A 14,608-nucleotide genomic window follows, 5' to 3' on the forward strand; every position below is an offset into this window, starting at 1 on the left:
AGCGAGTCGTACAGCGCCACCTGGTCGCGGGCCTGCCAGTCATGCCGCGGCGGCGCGGCACCGAAACCCGAGGCGCCGCTATTGGCGGGCTGACCAAACAGGCCGGCGGTGGGGCTCTGGCTGGGCATGCCCGGCCGGCTCCAGGCTTGCGGACCACCGTTGCCGCCGGCCACCGCCACTTCCCGGTCCAGGGACTGGGCTACGGCGCCACGCAGGTGATCGTCGGGCTTCACCTCCGCCAGCGTCCGGTGCAGGGTCCGGAAGATGAAGTCGTGCACCAGGCGACCGTCCCGGAAACGCACCTCGTGCTTGGTAGGGTGCACGTTGACGTCCACCGTGGCCGGGTCCACCTCGAGGTAGAGCACAAAGGCCGGATGCCGGTTGTTGTAGAGTACATCGCGGTAGGCCTGGCGCACCGCGTGGGCCACCAGTCGGTCACGGATCACCCGGCCGTTGACGAAAAAGTACTGCAGGTCCGCCTGGCTGCGGCTGAAGGTGGGCAGCGCGACCCAGCCCCACAGGCGCAAGCCGGTGGCTTCGGCGTCGATCACCACGGCGTTGTCGATGAAGGTCTGGCCACAGAGCGCACCGATGCGCCGCTCCCGGTCCAGGGGCGACTCCGCCGGCCGCAGGCTCTGCACCACCTTCTGGTTGTGACGCAGGGTGAACCCGGTGTCGAAGCGGCTCAGGGCCTGGCGCCGCAGGCATTCCTCGACGTGATTGAATTCGGTCTTCTCGGTGCGCAGGAACTTGCGCCGGGCCGGCGTATTGAAGAACAGGTCCCGCACTTCCACCGTAGTGCCCACCGGGTGGGCGGCCGGCGACACCCGCGCGTCCATGTCACGGCCTTCCACCTCAACCCGGCTGGCGGCTTCCATGTCGGCGGTACGGGAAGTCAGGGCCAGCCGCGACACCGAACTGATACTGGCCAGGGCCTCGCCGCGAAAACCCAGGGAGGCCACCGCCTCCAGATCCTCGAGACTGACAATCTTGCTGGTGGCATGACGGCTCAGGGCCAGGGGCAGATCGGCCTCCTCGATGCCGGAGCCGTCGTCACGAACCCGGATCAGCTTGACGCCGCCCTGCTCCACCTCCACATCCACCCGGCCGGCGCCGGCGTCCAGGGCGTTCTCCACCAGTTCCTTGACCACTGAGGCAGGCCGCTCCACCACTTCACCGGCAGCGATCTGGTTGGCAAGGCGGGGGGACAGCAGCTTGATGGATGGCATGGGCGGTGCGGGGCCTCTCGCGTTTGCGGCTGATGAGCCGGACAGTCAAAACGCGATCATATCAGAACCGGACCGGCGGCCTCACCCCGCCGAGCCGATTCAGGATGCCGGAATGCGAAGGGTCTGGCCCACCAGGACCTGATCGTCACTGAGGCCGTTGTAACGCATGAGCTCGCTGACGGTGGTCTGGGTCTTGCGGGCGACGCCGGAGAGGGTGTCGCCCCGCTGGATACGGTATTCGTTACCGGTAAAGCCCTGGCCACCCTGGCGCTTCTGGTAGGCCAGCAGGGTGCCCGGCGGCGGGGTGTTCTGGAAATAGGCGTCGATGCCCTCGAACACGGCCTGGGCGATCTTGCGCTGGTAGGCATCGGTGCGCAGATTGCGCTCCTCACCGGGATTGGAGATAAAGCCCGCTTCCACCAGGATCGAGGGAATGTCCGGGGATTTAAGCACAGCGAAGGCCGCCTGCTCCACCCCCGGCTTGTGCAGCTTGGTCACGCGATCGAGCCTGCGCAGCACGTAATCACCGACACCGACACTGGCGTTGATGCTGGCGGTCATGGAGAGGTCCAGCAGCACACCGGCCAGGACGTCGTTCTTGTCGTCTAGGGACACGCCGCCAACACCGCCGATCAGGTCGGAGCGGTTCTCGCTGCGGGCCAGCCAGCGCGCGGTCTCGCTGGTGGCGCCACGCTGGGACAGCGCGAACACCGAGGCGCCGCTGGGCTGGGGCGAACGGAAGGCGTCGGCGTGCACCGAGACAAACAGGTCCGCGTTGTGCTTGCGGGCCAGCAGGGTGCGGCTGCGCAGATCGATGTAGTAATCGCCGGTGCGGGTCATGCGGGCGGTGTAGCCGGGCTGACGCTCCACCATGGCGGCCAGGGTGCGCGCCATGCTCAGCACCACGTCCTTTTCGCGGGTGCCCTTGGGGCCGATGGCGCCCGGGTCCTCGCCGCCGTGACCGGCATCGATCACCACCACGATATCCCGCTTGCTGTCCGAGTTATCCTGCAGCACCGGCTGGGCGGGCTCAACCTGCTTGCGCCCGCCTTCCTGGATCAGATCCACCACCAGCCGGTGGCCATACTGCTGGTTCGGCTCGAGCTGGAAACTTCGCGGTTTGATGTCTTTTTCCAGGTCCAGCACCACCCGCAGGTCGGTGCCGTTGCGGGGCGCGCTGCGGATACGGCGGATGGGGCTGCCGCTCAGGTCCAGCTGACTGAAGTTCGCCTTCAGGGCAGTGTTCTTGATATCGATGACCAGCCGGGCGGGATTCTGCAGGGTGAAAATACTGTGGCTGACATCACCACCGGTTTCCAGCACCAGACGGGTGTGGTCCGGCGCCGGCCAGATTCGCGCGCCCTGGATGACCGTGGCGGCGCTGCTCCAGGTGGCCACCAGCCAAAGCAGCAGCAGGCAGACCGTCCGCTGGCCCAGGTTGTGACTATGTCTTGGTTGCTTGCTCATGGTTGTTCCACCACCGGTTCATTCTTCCGTCTGCCGCGGCATTGCCTGCCGCAGCTCCTGAAGCGGGGGCAGCCCCCGCTCAGTGCCAGCCGCAAGGCGGATGGACCTGCCCTGCGCCTGTGCCTTCAATTCAATCACCAGGTCCGGCTCCGGCAGGACGCCCCGGCCCCGCTCCGGCCATTCCACCAGGCAGATCTGGCCTGGCTGCAGATAGTCCCGGATGCCCATGTACTCCAGCTCCTCCGGGTCCCCGAGCCGGTACAGGTCAAAATGGTAGACCTGCGGTACCAGGTGCTCGTAGGGCTCCACCAGGGTGAAGGTCGGGCTCTTGACGGCGCCCTGGTGCCCCAGGCCCCGAATAAGGCCGCGGCTCAGGGTGGTCTTTCCCATGCCCAGGTCACCCCGCAGAAATACCAGCATGCCGTCCTGCTGCTGTCGCAGCGCCTGCGCCAGCGATCGGCCAAAGGCCTCGGTATCCGCCTCCGCCGCCAGGAACCAGCGTGAGGTGGCCGCCGCCACGTCAGTCACTCAAAGCTCTCCGCCATCCACCAGTCCCTCAGCCACCGCCAGCAGGCGGGGCACCACCGCCAGCACGTCCATGGGCAGCAGGCCCATGTAACCCCAGTGGCGCGACGCCAGATTGGCCGCCGCCAGATGCAGGCCCGCCGCCATGCGGGCAGCGTCCATCGGCGCCAGGCCCTGGCCCATAAGCGCGCCAATCATGCCGGACAGAATGTCGCCCATGCCGCCGGTGGCCATACCAGGGTTGCCGCCATCCAGTACCCAGGGCCCGGACTGGCCGTCGGCCACCACTGTGCCGGCTCCTTTCAGAAGCGTTACCCCGCCGTATTTGCGCTGCAGCGAAGTGGCCGCGTCCAGGCGGTCCGCCTCTATGTCTTTTACCGAGCACTGAAGCAGCCGGGCGGCTTCACCCGGGTGCGGGGTCAATACCTGCTGGTCAAATTCGACCGGCTCCTGCTTTGCCATCAGGTTAAGGGCGTCCGCATCCAGCACCCGGGGCCTGCCGGACTTCAGCACCTGCTGCAGCATCTGCTGGCCCCAGGCGTGCTGGCCAAGGCCAGGGCCGCAGACAAGAATATCCGCGGCCTCGATCAGTTCCGCCAGCTCACTGCCATGGCCGATACCACGCACCATCAGTGACGGGCAGCGGGTCAGCGCCGCCGTCACGTGCTCGGGCCGGGTAGCCAGGGTCACCAGGCCGGCGCCGCAGCGGGCCGCCGCCTCTGCGGCCATCAGCCCGGCGCCACCAAAGCCATGGTCACCGGCCACCACCAAGAGGTGGCCAAAGCGGCCTTTGTGGGCGGTGACCGGCCGCCGTGGCAACTGACGGCGCAGACCGGACCAGTCGAACCGCAGAGCGTTGGGGGTCTGGCCGTGCACACTGGCCTCCACCGCCAGATCCAGTGCCTCGAAATCCACCCGGCCGGCGCACTCCGGCCCCTGCCCCAGAAACAGACCACTCTTGAGGGCAATAAAGGTGACCGTGACCGCGGCATGGATGGCAGCGCCCTCGGTGACGCCGGTGGTGGCGTCAAGACCCGACGGAATGTCCACCGCCAGCACCGGCGCACTGGCTTCATTGCAGGCTTCGATGATGGTGGCAACGGGCTCGCGGGGAGCGCCCTTGACCCCGGTTCCCAGCATGGCGTCCACGATCAGGCCGGCGCTGCCAAACAGCGCCTTGCGGTCGCCGTCATCCAGCTGATCCCAGTGATCGATACTGACGCCGTCGGATTTGGCCTTCTGGTAGGCGCTGGCCGCATCACCTTTCAGCTTGGCAGGGTCCTTGACGGCCACGCAGCGTACCCGGAGGCCGTGACGGCGAGCGGCGGCGGCCACCAGATAGCCATCGCCGCCGTTGTTGCCGCCGCCACAGAGCACCAGCAGCGGGGAGGCCTGGGGCCACTCCCGCACCAGTTGCCGGAAGGCCGCCGCGGCTGCCCGCTGCATCAGCTCGAACCCTTCAACCCCCTGATTTTCGATAACATACTGGTCAATCGCCCGCACCGATTCGGCGGAATACAACAAGGTGTTCTGGGAATTTGTTAGACTTGTGGCTCGTGTCGCGGACATGTCAACCAGGGCCTCGGTACAGAATCGGGTTTAACTAGTTTCGCCAGATGTCTGTAAAGAGTAGCAAAATCGGGCGAAAGGTCATAACTTAATCAATGGTAATCTGGCTTAGGGGTCGGTCATGACCCAAGACCTGTCTCAACTGCGGGAGCAGATCCGGCTCTGGGCCTCCGACCTGGGCTTTGGTGACATGGGCGTCACCGAGCCCGACACCGGCCCCCACGCCGACCGTCTCAGGCACTGGCTGGCGGAGGGCATGCACGGCGAGATGGCCTACATGGCCGACCATGGCAGCAAGCGCCACCAGCCCACCGAACTGGTGCCCGGCACCCTTCGGGTCATCTCTCTGCGGATGGACTACCTGCCCTCCCCCGACAACCCGCGGGCCACCCTCGCGCAGAATCAGAAGGCCTACATCTCCCGCTATACCCTGGGCCGGGACTACCACAAACTGATGCGCAAACGCCTGGCCATGCTTGCCAAGAAAATCGATGCCGCGGTCGCGGGCTATGACTACCGCGCCTTCGTCGACAGCGCCCCGGTGCTGGAGCGGGCCCTGGCGCAACGCGCCGGCCTGGGCTGGATCGGCAAGAACACCATGCTGCTGAACCGCAAGGCGGGCTCCTTCTTCTTCCTGGGCGAGATCTTCACCAGCGCGCCCCTGCCGCTGGATGAGCCCTACACCCAGGATCACTGTGGCAGCTGCAGCGCCTGTCTGGACCTGTGCCCTACCAACGCTTTTCCCACACCGAGGACTCTGGACGCCCGCCGCTGCATCAGTTACCTCACGATCGAGCTCAAGGGCAGCAGTCCCGAAGAGCTGCGGCCGCTGATGGGCAACCGGGTGTTTGGCTGTGACGACTGCCAGCTGGTCTGCCCCTGGAACAAGTTCAGCAGGCCATCGGCTGAGGACGATTTCCAGCCCCGGCACGGCCTGGATAACAGCGAACTGGCCCGCCTGTTCCTGTGGAGTGAGGAGGAATTCCTCAAGCGCACCGAAGGTTCTGCGATCCGCCGCACCGGCTACGAGGGCTGGCTGCGCAACCTGGCGGTGGGCCTGGGCAACGCACCCACCACCATCCCGGTGGTGGAGGCCCTGCGTCAGCGCGCCGACCACCCCTCCGAACTGGTACGCGAACATGTCCACTGGGCGCTGCAGCGCCACGGCATTGCTGCCTGACAATCCTTACAGGCGGAAGAAGTGCTCCCGGTAGTGACGCAGCTCATCGATGGAGTCACGGATATCGTCCAGCGCCAGGTGGCTGCCCTTCTTTTTGATCCCGCTGATGACGTCCGGCCGCCAACGCCGAGCCAGTTCCTTGATGGTGGACACATCGAGGTTGCGGTAGTGAAAGAAGGCCTCCAGCTCCGGCATGTACTTCACCAGGAAGCGCCGGTCCTGGCCGATGCTGTTGCCGCAGAGCGGGGACTGACCCGGCTCCAGGTGCTGGCGGAGAAATTCCAGGGTCTGCTGCTCGGCCTCGGCCTCCGTTATCCGGCTCTCACGAACCCGTCGGGTCAGGCCGCTTTCACCGTGGGTGCGGGTGCACCACTCATCCATGGCGTCCAGCAGGCTGTCGGGCTGATGCACCGCAATCACCGGACCCTCGGCCACCAGATTCAGGTCAGAATCGGTGACCAGGGTGGCCATCTCGATGATGCGTTCCTTTTCCGGATCCAGTCCGGTCATCTCCAGGTCGATCCAGACCAGGCGCTCGCTTGCTGCCATGCTTGTACTCCCCGTTGTTGGCAATGGAAACCCGTTAAGGGCGCCGCCGCTTAGGCGCGCCCGATGGAATCCCGTATGATGTTACACGACAGCACCCGGGAACTGGACGACTGAAACGATGAACCTGTGATATGGCTAAACGGCGACTGAACAAGCAACAGCAATGGCGGATCGAAAAGATCCAGGCCGAGCGCACCCAGCGGGCAGCCCGCAAGGAGCGCAGCATCGACCGCCAGCTGGAGGCCAGCGAGCTCGGCGACGAGCAGGCAGGGCTAGTGATCGCTCACTTTGGCCAGCAGCTTGACGTGGAAGCCCGTGAAGGCGAGAGAGCCGGCAAGGTGCTGCGCTGCTACGCCCGCGCCAACGTGGGCAACCTGGTCACCGGCGACCGGGTGGTGTGGCGCCCGGCGGCGGACGACACCGGCGTGATCGTGGCGCGGCAGGAGCGCGCCAGCCTGCTGCAGCGGCCAGACAATTTTGGCCAGCTCAAGCCGGTGGCCGCCAACATCGACCACATCATCCTGGTGATCGCGCCGGAGCCGGAGCCCCACCACAACCTGATCGACCGTTACCTGGTGGCGGCGGAAATCACAGAGATACCGGCGGTGATCCTGCTCAACAAGTGCGACCTGATCAACGACCGCAATCGTGAGCAACTGGAAACCCTGCTGGCCCGCTACCAGGCCCTCGACTACCCGGTGGTGCGCACCGCTGCCCGCCCCGGTACCGGCGCCCCCGAGGACAACCCCGAGTTCGAGGCCCTGGTGCGGGATCGCACTTCGGTGTTTGTGGGCCAGTCCGGTGTCGGCAAGTCCTCCATCATCCAGACCCTGTTACCCAACGAGTCCCTACGGGTGGGCGGACTGTCGGAAAGCACCGGCAAGGGCACCCATACCACCACCACCGCCAGGCTCTTCCACCTGGCCACCGGTGGCGACCTGATCGACTCTCCGGGTATCCGGGAATTCGGCCTCTGGCACATGACACCGCAGGAAATTGAACAGGGCTTCCGGGAGATACGGCCGCTGATCGGCCACTGCAAGTTCCGCAATTGCCGGCACCAGGGCGAGCCCGGCTGCGCCATCGAGGCCGCCGCCGCGGACGGGCGCATCAGCCCGGCGCGGATGCAGAGTTTCCGGCGCATCCTCTACGACATGGCGGAACAGCAGGCCAGGGGCCTGGGGGTCGTGGAGTAGGAGCGTCTGGGATCAGCTACCAGCTGACCTCGCCGGGGGTAGGCTCGGGCTTGTTCTGGCGCCAGTCGCCGCTCTCCAGCTGTTGGCGGGCCGCTTCGGACTCGGCTTCTGTAGGTGCGGTGAGGTCGATCACGGGCTCGTCGCCAGCGCCGCTGCCGGCCTTACCCTGGATGTCATCCATGGTCTTCTTGTTGAGCACAATGATGGAGATGCGGCGGTTTACCGGGGCCGTGGGGTCGTCCTGGTCGAACAGCACCGAGTCACTCAGGCCCACCACCCGGGCAATCTGCTCGCCGCGGACACCACCGGCCACCAGGGCCCTACGGGCCGTGTTGGCCCGGTCCGCCGACAGCTCCCAGTTGGTGTAGCCGGGCCGGCCGCTGAACGGCGTGGCGTCGGTGTGGCCGGTGATGCTCAGCTTGTTGGGCACCGCCCCCAGGGGCTTGGCCAGTTCGAACAGGATGTCCTGGGAGTAGTACTTGAGCTGGGCCCGGCCGCTGTCGAACATGGGGCGCTGGGAGCGGTCGACGATCTGGATCCGCAGACCCTCGTCGGTGATGTCGATCAGCAACTGGTCCTTGAACTCCTGCAGGGTCTCGCTGTTCTGGATCTGCTCCTGGAGGTCCTGGAACAGCTCCTGCATCTGGCGCTGCTCCAGGGTCTGGGCCAGCTCCTCGATGCGCCGCTCCTCGATCTTGATTTCCTCGCTGGCGATATCCTCCTGGCCCGCTTCCACCACCGAGGCGCTGCCTTCCAGGTCCACCGGGTTCGGCGAACCGCCCTCGGTAAAGCCCACCGGGTCCTTGAAGTAGCCTTCAATGGCCTCGCGCTGTTCCGGCGTGGTGTTGGTGGTGAGCCAGAGCACCAGGAAGAAGGCCATCATGGCGGTGGCGAAATCGGCGAACGCCACTTTCCAGGAGCCGCCGTGATGACCGGCGGCTACCTTCTTGACCCGCTTGACGATGATTGGCTGTTCTTCCACAGACTGACTCGCTCTGGCCCTTCAGACCGGGTTACTTGGACCGGACGTGGTCGTTGAGTTCCTGGAACAGGGGCCGCTTGTCGGTGGGAAGCGCCTTGCGGCCGAATTCGATGGCCATCTGCGGCGCCTGCCCCGATACCGTCGCCACGATGGCGGCCTTGACACACTCGTAGGCCCGCAGCTCGTACATGGCCTGGTGCTCGAGCGCCACCGAGGTGGGGCCGACAAAACCGTAACCCATCCAGATGCCCAGGAAGGTACCCACCAGCGCCGCCGCCACCTTGACCCCGATGACTTCCGGGCCACTGGACAGGAAACTCATGGTGATGACGATACCGAGAACCGCCGCCACGATACCCAGGCCAGGCAGCGCATCGGCGACCTTGTTGACGGCGTGGGCGGGCTCCTCCAGTTCGTGCTTGCGGGTCTCTATCTCGTTGTCCATCAGCCCCTCAAGTTCGTGGGGTGCCATGTTGCCGGAGCTGATGATGCGCATGTAGTCGGTGACAAAGGCCATCAACTCCTTGGATTTCATGACGGCGGGATAGCGGGTAAAGATCTGGCTGGACTCGGGATTGTCGATGTCCTCCTCAATGGACATCACCCCCTGCTTGCGGGACTTGTCGAATACATCGTACAGCAGGCTCAGCAGATCCATATAGAAGGCTTTGTTGAAGGGGGAGCCGGTAAGCAGCCGCATACCGCGGCCAAATACTTCCTTGATGGTGTGCATCGGGTTGGAAATGATGAAGGAGCCCAGCGCGGCACCACCGATGATCAGGATTTCAGTCGGCTGCCAGAGAACCAGCAGTTGCCCGCCATGAAGGACATAACCGCCCAGCACGCTGGCGACCACAATGATTGCACCAATAATCAACGCCATGAAATCTACTACGCCCTAGTCAGATGGATACTGCCTGGCCAACGCCGAACCAGCGACCGGCTCTGGAATAATAGCAAGCCCGGCCTGAGACCGCGAAGGCGACAAATTGTTTCATGGCCCGGACCCGGTTTTGTTAAACTCCCGGACTTTATCAGGAAGTGCCGCGCTCGTCCTGACCCATTTTGTAGCAGGCTTGTCACTGTACGGTGAAGCCGTGCCCGGAGATCCTTTGTTCATGCTGAACAAGTTGTTTGTCCTCAGCCAGTATGTCATCCCCCAGCTCACCATCACGCGTCTGGCGGGCAAGTTCGCCGACAGCGAGGCCATACCGACGGTCAAGAACAGCGTGGTGAAATGGTTTGTGCGGCGCTACGGTGTCGACATGAGCGAGGCGCTGGAACCCGACCCCACCGCCTACCCCAGCTTCAACGCCTTTTTCACCCGGGCCCTGAAACCCGGGGTGCGGCCGCTGGCGGAAGGCGAGTCCGTGGTGATCAGCCCGGTGGACGGCGCCATGAGCCAGCTCGGCCAGATCCGCGGCGACCGCGTCTTCCAGGCCAAGGGCCAGTCCTTCAGCCTGCTGGAGCTGCTGGGTGGCGATGTGGCCCGGGCCGAGCCCTTTGCCGAGGGTCAGTTTGCTACCATCTATCTGGCACCCAAGGATTACCACCGCATCCATATGCCGGTGGCCGGAACCCTGCGGGAGATGGTGCACATACCGGGCAAGCTGTTCTCGGTGAACCCGGTCACCGCCCAGAACGTGCCCAACCTGTTTGCCCGTAACGAGCGGGTGGTGTCGATCTTCGACACCGAGTTCGGCCCCATGGCCATGGTGCTGGTGGGCGCCATGATTGTGGGCAGCGTGGAGACCACCTGGGCCGGCGTGGTGGCACCGGGCGGCCGTGAGGTGACCGGCACCCGTTACGACACCCTGGAGAAGCCCATCCGTTTTGAAAAGGGCGACGAGATGGGCCGCTTCCGGCTCGGCTCCACTGTGATCCTGGTCTTTCCAAAGGGCGTGGCGCACTGGGATCCGGGCATGGACGCCGCCCGTAATGTCCGGCTGGGCGACGCCCTGGGTCATTGCGAAAAGGTCTGAGTGGAGAAGCAGCGAGCAGCCGCCGGTCAGGCCCGCTCGACGGGAAACGCCATCACCCGGGCAATGTCGTCCAGACCCAGCTTGAGCATCAGCAGACGGTCCAGCCCCAGCGCCACGCCGGCGCAGTCCGGCAGGCCCTCTTCCAGAGCCGCCAGCAGGTAGGCATCGGGTGCCATCTCGCGTTTGCCGGCCTGGCGACGCAGGGCGTTGTCCGTCTCGAACCGGCGGCGCTGCTCGGCCGGGTCCGTTAGCTCCCAGTAACCATTGCACAGCTCGATGCCGCGTACGTAGAGCTCGAAACGATGGGCCACTTCCACCCCATCCTCCCGTGAGGTGCGTGCCAGCGCGGCCTGGCTGGCGGGGTAACGGTCAATGAAGGTGGGCGGCTCGGCGCGCAGGGCCGGCTCTACGGCGTGGCTCATCACCAGGTCCAGGCATTCGTCCCGGCCCAGGGATTCGGCCATATCGGCACCCACCCAGACTTCGCAACGGGCCGCAAGCTCGCCACCGCCGATGGCGAACGGGTCCAGTCCGGCAAATTGCCGGCAGGCCTGGCGGTAGCTCAGCCGTTGCGGCCACGGCACACCCAGCCAGCCGCAGACCAGATCCGCCACCTCCGCCATCAAAGCGTCATCATCGAAGCCGGGCCGGTACCATTCCAGCAGGGAGAATTCCGGGTTGTGGCGACGCCCACGCTCGCCGTCCCGGAAGGCCCGGGCGATCTGGAAGACAGGCCCGGAGCCCGCCGCCAGCAGCCGCTTCATGTGGTATTCGGGGGAGGTCTGCAACCAGGCCCGGGTATCGGACCAGCCGGGCGCGCCATGCACCTCGGCGGCGATGCCGTCGAGATTGAGGTCACTGACCCCATGCCGTCCCAGCACCGGGGTCTCCACCTCCAGCACCCCTCGGCCCGCAAAAAAGCCGCGCACGAACGCGGACTGTTCGGCGCGGCTTTTCAGGGCCTCAAGGGAGGCCGTTGGCGACCAGTGGGACTGGAATTCTGCCGTCATCCGGCTCAGGTCTTGACCCGGTTGACGTATTCGCCGCTGCGGGTGTCCACTTTCAGTACATCACCGATATTGATGAACAGCGGCACGTTAACCACCGCACCGGTGGACAGGGTGGCCGGCTTGGAGCCACCCTGGGCAGTGTCACCCTTCATGCCGGGGTCGGTGTCCACCACTTCCAGTTCCACGAAGTTCGGGGGCGTGACCGACAGCGGCGCACCGTTGTACAGGGTCACGGTGTACACGTCCTGCTCCTTGAGCCACTTGAGCACATCCGCCACAGCGCGGGCGTCGGCGGGGTACTGCTCGAATGAGCCATCGGTCATCATGAAGTGCCAGAACTCACCGTCGGTGTAGAGGTACTCCATATCCTGATCGATCACGTCGGCGGCCTCGAGGGTGTCGCCTGACTTGAATGTCCGCTCCCAGACCCGGTTCGACATCAGGTTACGCAGTTTCACCCGGTTGAAGGCCTGACCCTTGCCGGGTTTGACGAATTCGTTTTCCAGAATCACGCAAGGTTCGCCGTCCAGCAAAACCTTAAGACCGCTGCGAAATTCATTGGTAGAATATGAAGCCATGAAAAAATCACCTGAGATTACGCTGTTGAGAGTCGGAAAGTCGCCATGATACAGCGAACCCCCACCCTGGTAGAAGCCCGCAACCTCGATAACCCGGAGCCGTCCTGGCAGGTCCTGCTCAGGGATGCGGTCACCGACCCCGAACTGCTGCTGCAGAAGCTTGGTCTGGATCCCCTGCGCTGGCTCAGGGGTGCCCGGGAGGGCCACCGGCTGTTTCCTGTGCGGGTTCCGCTGCCTTACCTGGAACGGATGCGGCACGGCGACCCGGACGATCCGCTGCTGCGCCAGGTCCTGCCCCTGGCAGAGGAAAACGAGGACAGGGGCGGCTATGTCAGTGACCCGCTGCAGGAGGCCTCCGCCACCCTGCGGACCGGTCTGATCCGCAAGTACCAGAGCCGCGCCCTGCTGATGGTCACCGGTCAGTGCGCCATCAACTGCCGCTACTGTTTCCGCCGTCACTTCCCTTACCAGGAGCACCGGCTGTCGCCGGCCCAGCGGGCGGAGGTGATCGACACCCTGGCGGCAGCGCCGGAAATCAACGAGATCATCTTTAGTGGCGGCGATCCACTGGTGGCCAGTGACCGGTTGCTGGCGCGCTGGGCCGGGGCCCTGGCGGAGCTGCCCAATATCCGCCGGCTGCGGATGCATACACGCCTGCCGGTGGTCATACCTCAGCGCGTCGACGAGTTGTTGCTGGCGTGGCTGGAGGCCACGCCCCTGCAGAAGGTCATGGTGCTCCATATCAATCACCCCAATGAGATCGATGGCGCCGTTCGCAAGGCCTGCGACCGTCTGCGGGGGGCCGGCGTGACTCTGCTCAATCAGAGCGTGGTGCTGCGGGGCGTCAACGACAGCGCCGACACCCTGGCGCAGCTGAGCGAGAGCCTGTTCGAGGCCGGCGTCATGCCCTATTATCTGCATGCCTTCGATCCGGTGGCAGGCGCCCACCATTTTGACACCGGCGACGACCAGGCCCGTGCGCTGGTGCGGCAACTGCTGGCCCGGCTGCCTGGTTTTCTGGTACCGAGGCTAGTGCGGGAACTGCCAGGAGAAGCCAGCAAGACACCGCTGCTGATCTGAGCCCGACCGGTGTTTTGTCAAACATTGTGAATGTTGTGGCAACCTGGCTTTTTGTGACCACTTTGCTATTTTAAAGTGCAACAGACTGTTACATATAAAGACCTGTAACATCTGTGTTTTCAGCTGTTCTAAGCAGACTCACGGTAACAGGCCACGGCGGGCGCCAGGGCGGCCGGCAGAGCAACGCTTGCGACGGCGCAACCAACGACGTGAGCTGTATGCGCAGTATGAACCTGAAGCCAGACCTGACTATTCCCGATCAGAAAATTGCCAGCCTGTCGTTCTGTGAGGCGACCCCGAAAGCCTTCCGTGACTGGCTCGGCAGCCTGCCAATGGCCAATGTCGGCGAGGTTTCCAGGCAGCTCTATCACGCCGTCATCGAGCTCAACCAGCTGTTCATCGCGCCGCCACAGCGGCTTCAGTTGCTTGAACTGATCCGGCCCCGTATCCGCTTCGTCTGCAATGAGCTGGCCCGCCATTACCTGGGCCTGGCAGTGGCTCTGCCGGAAAAACAGCGCAAGGTGGCCAATCTGTCCCAGGCGCTGCAACTGCACGTGGCCAGTGGCTACAAGACCTGCCTGCTGGAATTGATGGACAATGGCGGTGTGGACAAGCACCGAAAACTTGTCGCCACTGCCTCTCACCGCGCCATCAGCGAGCTCGGCGCCACCATTGTTCGCGCCCACCAGCTTTACTGTCCGAGCCCGGCCCGTAGCTGGCTGGAGTGCCACCGAATCTACCGCTTCGCCCATCGCAACAAGCTGCTCGACCAGACCGTCGAGGACGAAACCCTCAGCCACCGCAACAGCAGCAGCGTTGGCGACGCCTACAAGCGTATCCTGCTGCTGGGCTGCTCGCGGCCCAACCAGCTGCGTCAGAACGAGCTGATGCAGGTATACGAGCTGTTCGAGAACTGGACCGACATGGTCCACTGCAGCCCGGACCTGACCAGCAGCCTGTTCGTGGTGGATATGGAGCGCGATGCCGCACCGGTTTATCGCAGCCTGATGCAGACGGCGCCCGGCAACGACTGCTTCGGCTTTGACACCACCGAGCTTGCGGAGAGGATTACCGAACACCTCCAGGCCCGCCATGAACGTGCGGACACCGAAGACCGGCGGCGCATCCCGCTGCCCAGCGCGGTAACGGACACGCTGCTGACCCATCTCAGCCAGGCCCTGGGCATCCTCACCAAGCGCAACTTCAATCGCATTGTCAGCCAGGGCAGCCTGCACGTCTGCGTGGGCCTCACCTCGGCCCA

13 protein-coding genes and 1 pseudogene are annotated in these 14,608 nt (G+C 64.7%); 5 read left to right on the forward strand and 9 right to left on the reverse strand.

Features of this window, described 5'->3' with window-relative positions; all coding sequences use genetic code 11:
- From mutL to R3280_RS12805, 4 genes are all read right to left on the reverse strand, one after another.
- Positions 1-1,229, reverse strand: a 1,229-nt coding sequence (gene mutL, locus R3280_RS12790; protein WP_318998997.1) for a DNA mismatch repair endonuclease MutL, incomplete at its 3' end; no start/stop codon positions are given.
- Between the two features lie 99 nt (positions 1,230-1,328).
- Positions 1,329-2,696 (reverse strand): N-acetylmuramoyl-L-alanine amidase, encoded by a 1,368-nt coding sequence (locus R3280_RS12795; RefSeq protein ID WP_318998998.1) that lies wholly within the window; start codon positions 2,694-2,696, stop codon positions 1,329-1,331.
- Positions 2,697-2,714: 18 nt separating this feature from the next.
- Positions 2,715-3,224, reverse strand: coding sequence for a tRNA (adenosine(37)-N6)-threonylcarbamoyltransferase complex ATPase subunit type 1 TsaE (gene tsaE / locus R3280_RS12800; protein ID WP_318998999.1), 510 nt, complete (start codon positions 3,222-3,224; stop codon positions 2,715-2,717).
- Complete coding sequence (locus R3280_RS12805; protein WP_318999000.1) at positions 3,225-4,790, reverse strand: NAD(P)H-hydrate dehydratase; 1,566 nt, start codon at positions 4,788-4,790, stop codon at positions 3,225-3,227. It lies immediately after the preceding gene.
- A gap of 121 nt (positions 4,791-4,911) precedes the next feature.
- Here R3280_RS12805 and queG point away from each other — a divergent pair, with 121 nt between their 5' ends.
- A complete protein-coding gene (gene queG, locus R3280_RS12810; RefSeq protein ID WP_318999001.1) occupies positions 4,912-5,970 on the forward strand; it encodes a tRNA epoxyqueuosine(34) reductase QueG in 1,059 nt (352 codons plus the stop codon).
- 6 nt (positions 5,971-5,976) lie between these two features.
- Here queG and orn read toward each other — a convergent pair whose 3' ends face one another.
- A complete protein-coding gene (gene orn / locus R3280_RS12815) occupies positions 5,977-6,519 on the reverse strand; it encodes an oligoribonuclease (RefSeq protein ID WP_318999002.1) in 543 nt (180 codons plus the stop codon).
- A 131-nt stretch (positions 6,520-6,650) separates the two neighbouring features.
- Here orn and rsgA point away from each other — a divergent pair, with 131 nt between their 5' ends.
- Entirely contained in the window at positions 6,651-7,715 is a 1,065-nt protein-coding gene (rsgA, locus tag R3280_RS12820) for a small ribosomal subunit biogenesis GTPase RsgA (protein ID WP_318999003.1), read from the forward strand.
- A 16-nt stretch (positions 7,716-7,731) separates the two neighbouring features.
- On the opposite strand, the gene motB is transcribed toward rsgA, so the two are convergent.
- Positions 7,732-8,697 (reverse strand): flagellar motor protein MotB, encoded by a 966-nt coding sequence (gene motB, locus R3280_RS12825; RefSeq protein ID WP_318999004.1) that lies wholly within the window; start codon positions 8,695-8,697, stop codon positions 7,732-7,734.
- A 31-nt stretch (positions 8,698-8,728) separates the two neighbouring features.
- Complete coding sequence (gene motA, locus R3280_RS12830) at positions 8,729-9,580, reverse strand: flagellar motor stator protein MotA (RefSeq protein ID WP_318999005.1); 852 nt, start codon at positions 9,578-9,580, stop codon at positions 8,729-8,731.
- Between the two features lie 235 nt (positions 9,581-9,815).
- Between motA and asd the strand changes: the two genes are divergently transcribed.
- The gene (asd, locus tag R3280_RS12835) at positions 9,816-10,679 is read left to right on the forward strand and encodes an archaetidylserine decarboxylase (RefSeq protein ID WP_318999006.1); all 864 of its coding nucleotides are present in this window, start codon (positions 9,816-9,818) and stop codon (positions 10,677-10,679) included.
- Positions 10,680-10,705: 26 nt separating this feature from the next.
- Here the strand turns inward: asd and epmA are convergent, their stop codons facing one another.
- Both epmA and efp read right to left on the reverse strand, forming a co-directional pair.
- Positions 10,706-11,689, reverse strand: coding sequence for an EF-P lysine aminoacylase EpmA (gene epmA, locus R3280_RS12840; protein ID WP_318999007.1), 984 nt, complete (start codon positions 11,687-11,689; stop codon positions 10,706-10,708).
- Positions 11,690-11,694: 5 nt separating this feature from the next.
- Positions 11,695-12,267, reverse strand: a complete 573-nt coding sequence (gene efp, locus R3280_RS12845) for an elongation factor P (protein ID WP_318999008.1) — start codon at positions 12,265-12,267, stop codon at positions 11,695-11,697.
- Between the two features lie 45 nt (positions 12,268-12,312).
- Between efp and epmB the strand changes: the two genes are divergently transcribed.
- Both epmB and R3280_RS12855 read left to right on the forward strand, forming a co-directional pair.
- Complete coding sequence (epmB, locus tag R3280_RS12850; RefSeq protein ID WP_318999009.1) at positions 12,313-13,347, forward strand: EF-P beta-lysylation protein EpmB; 1,035 nt, start codon at positions 12,313-12,315, stop codon at positions 13,345-13,347.
- A 227-nt stretch (positions 13,348-13,574) separates the two neighbouring features.
- Positions 13,575-14,608: pseudogene (locus R3280_RS12855) on the forward strand (GTPase); the annotation flags it as partial.

Origin of the sequence: Marinobacter sp., assembly GCF_033722195.1 — a bacterium.
Taxonomy (GTDB): Bacteria; Pseudomonadota; Gammaproteobacteria; order Pseudomonadales; family Oleiphilaceae; genus Marinobacter.

What these genes read in the sequence shown, in the direction of transcription:
- asd (WP_318999006.1), top strand. Translation starts at nt 9,816, where the DNA reads ATGCTGAACAAGTTGTTTGTCCTCAGCCAGTATGTCATCCCCCAGCTC.
- queG (WP_318999001.1), top strand. Translation starts at nt 4,912, where the DNA reads ATGACCCAAGACCTGTCTCAACTGCGGGAGCAGATCCGGCTCTGGGCC.
- rsgA (WP_318999003.1), top strand. Translation starts at nt 6,651, where the DNA reads ATGGCTAAACGGCGACTGAACAAGCAACAGCAATGGCGGATCGAAAAG.
- R3280_RS12805 (WP_318999000.1), bottom strand. Translation starts at nt 4,790, where the DNA reads ATGTCCGCGACACGAGCCACAAGTCTAACAAATTCCCAGAACACCTTG.
- epmB (WP_318999009.1), top strand. Translation starts at nt 12,313, where the DNA reads ATGATACAGCGAACCCCCACCCTGGTAGAAGCCCGCAACCTCGATAAC.
- epmA (WP_318999007.1), bottom strand. Translation starts at nt 11,689, where the DNA reads ATGACGGCAGAATTCCAGTCCCACTGGTCGCCAACGGCCTCCCTTGAG.
- motA (WP_318999005.1), bottom strand. Translation starts at nt 9,580, where the DNA reads ATGGCGTTGATTATTGGTGCAATCATTGTGGTCGCCAGCGTGCTGGGC.
- R3280_RS12795 (WP_318998998.1), bottom strand. Translation starts at nt 2,696, where the DNA reads ATGAGCAAGCAACCAAGACATAGTCACAACCTGGGCCAGCGGACGGTC.
- efp (WP_318999008.1), bottom strand. Translation starts at nt 12,267, where the DNA reads ATGGCTTCATATTCTACCAATGAATTTCGCAGCGGTCTTAAGGTTTTG.
- orn (WP_318999002.1), bottom strand. Translation starts at nt 6,519, where the DNA reads ATGGCAGCAAGCGAGCGCCTGGTCTGGATCGACCTGGAGATGACCGGA.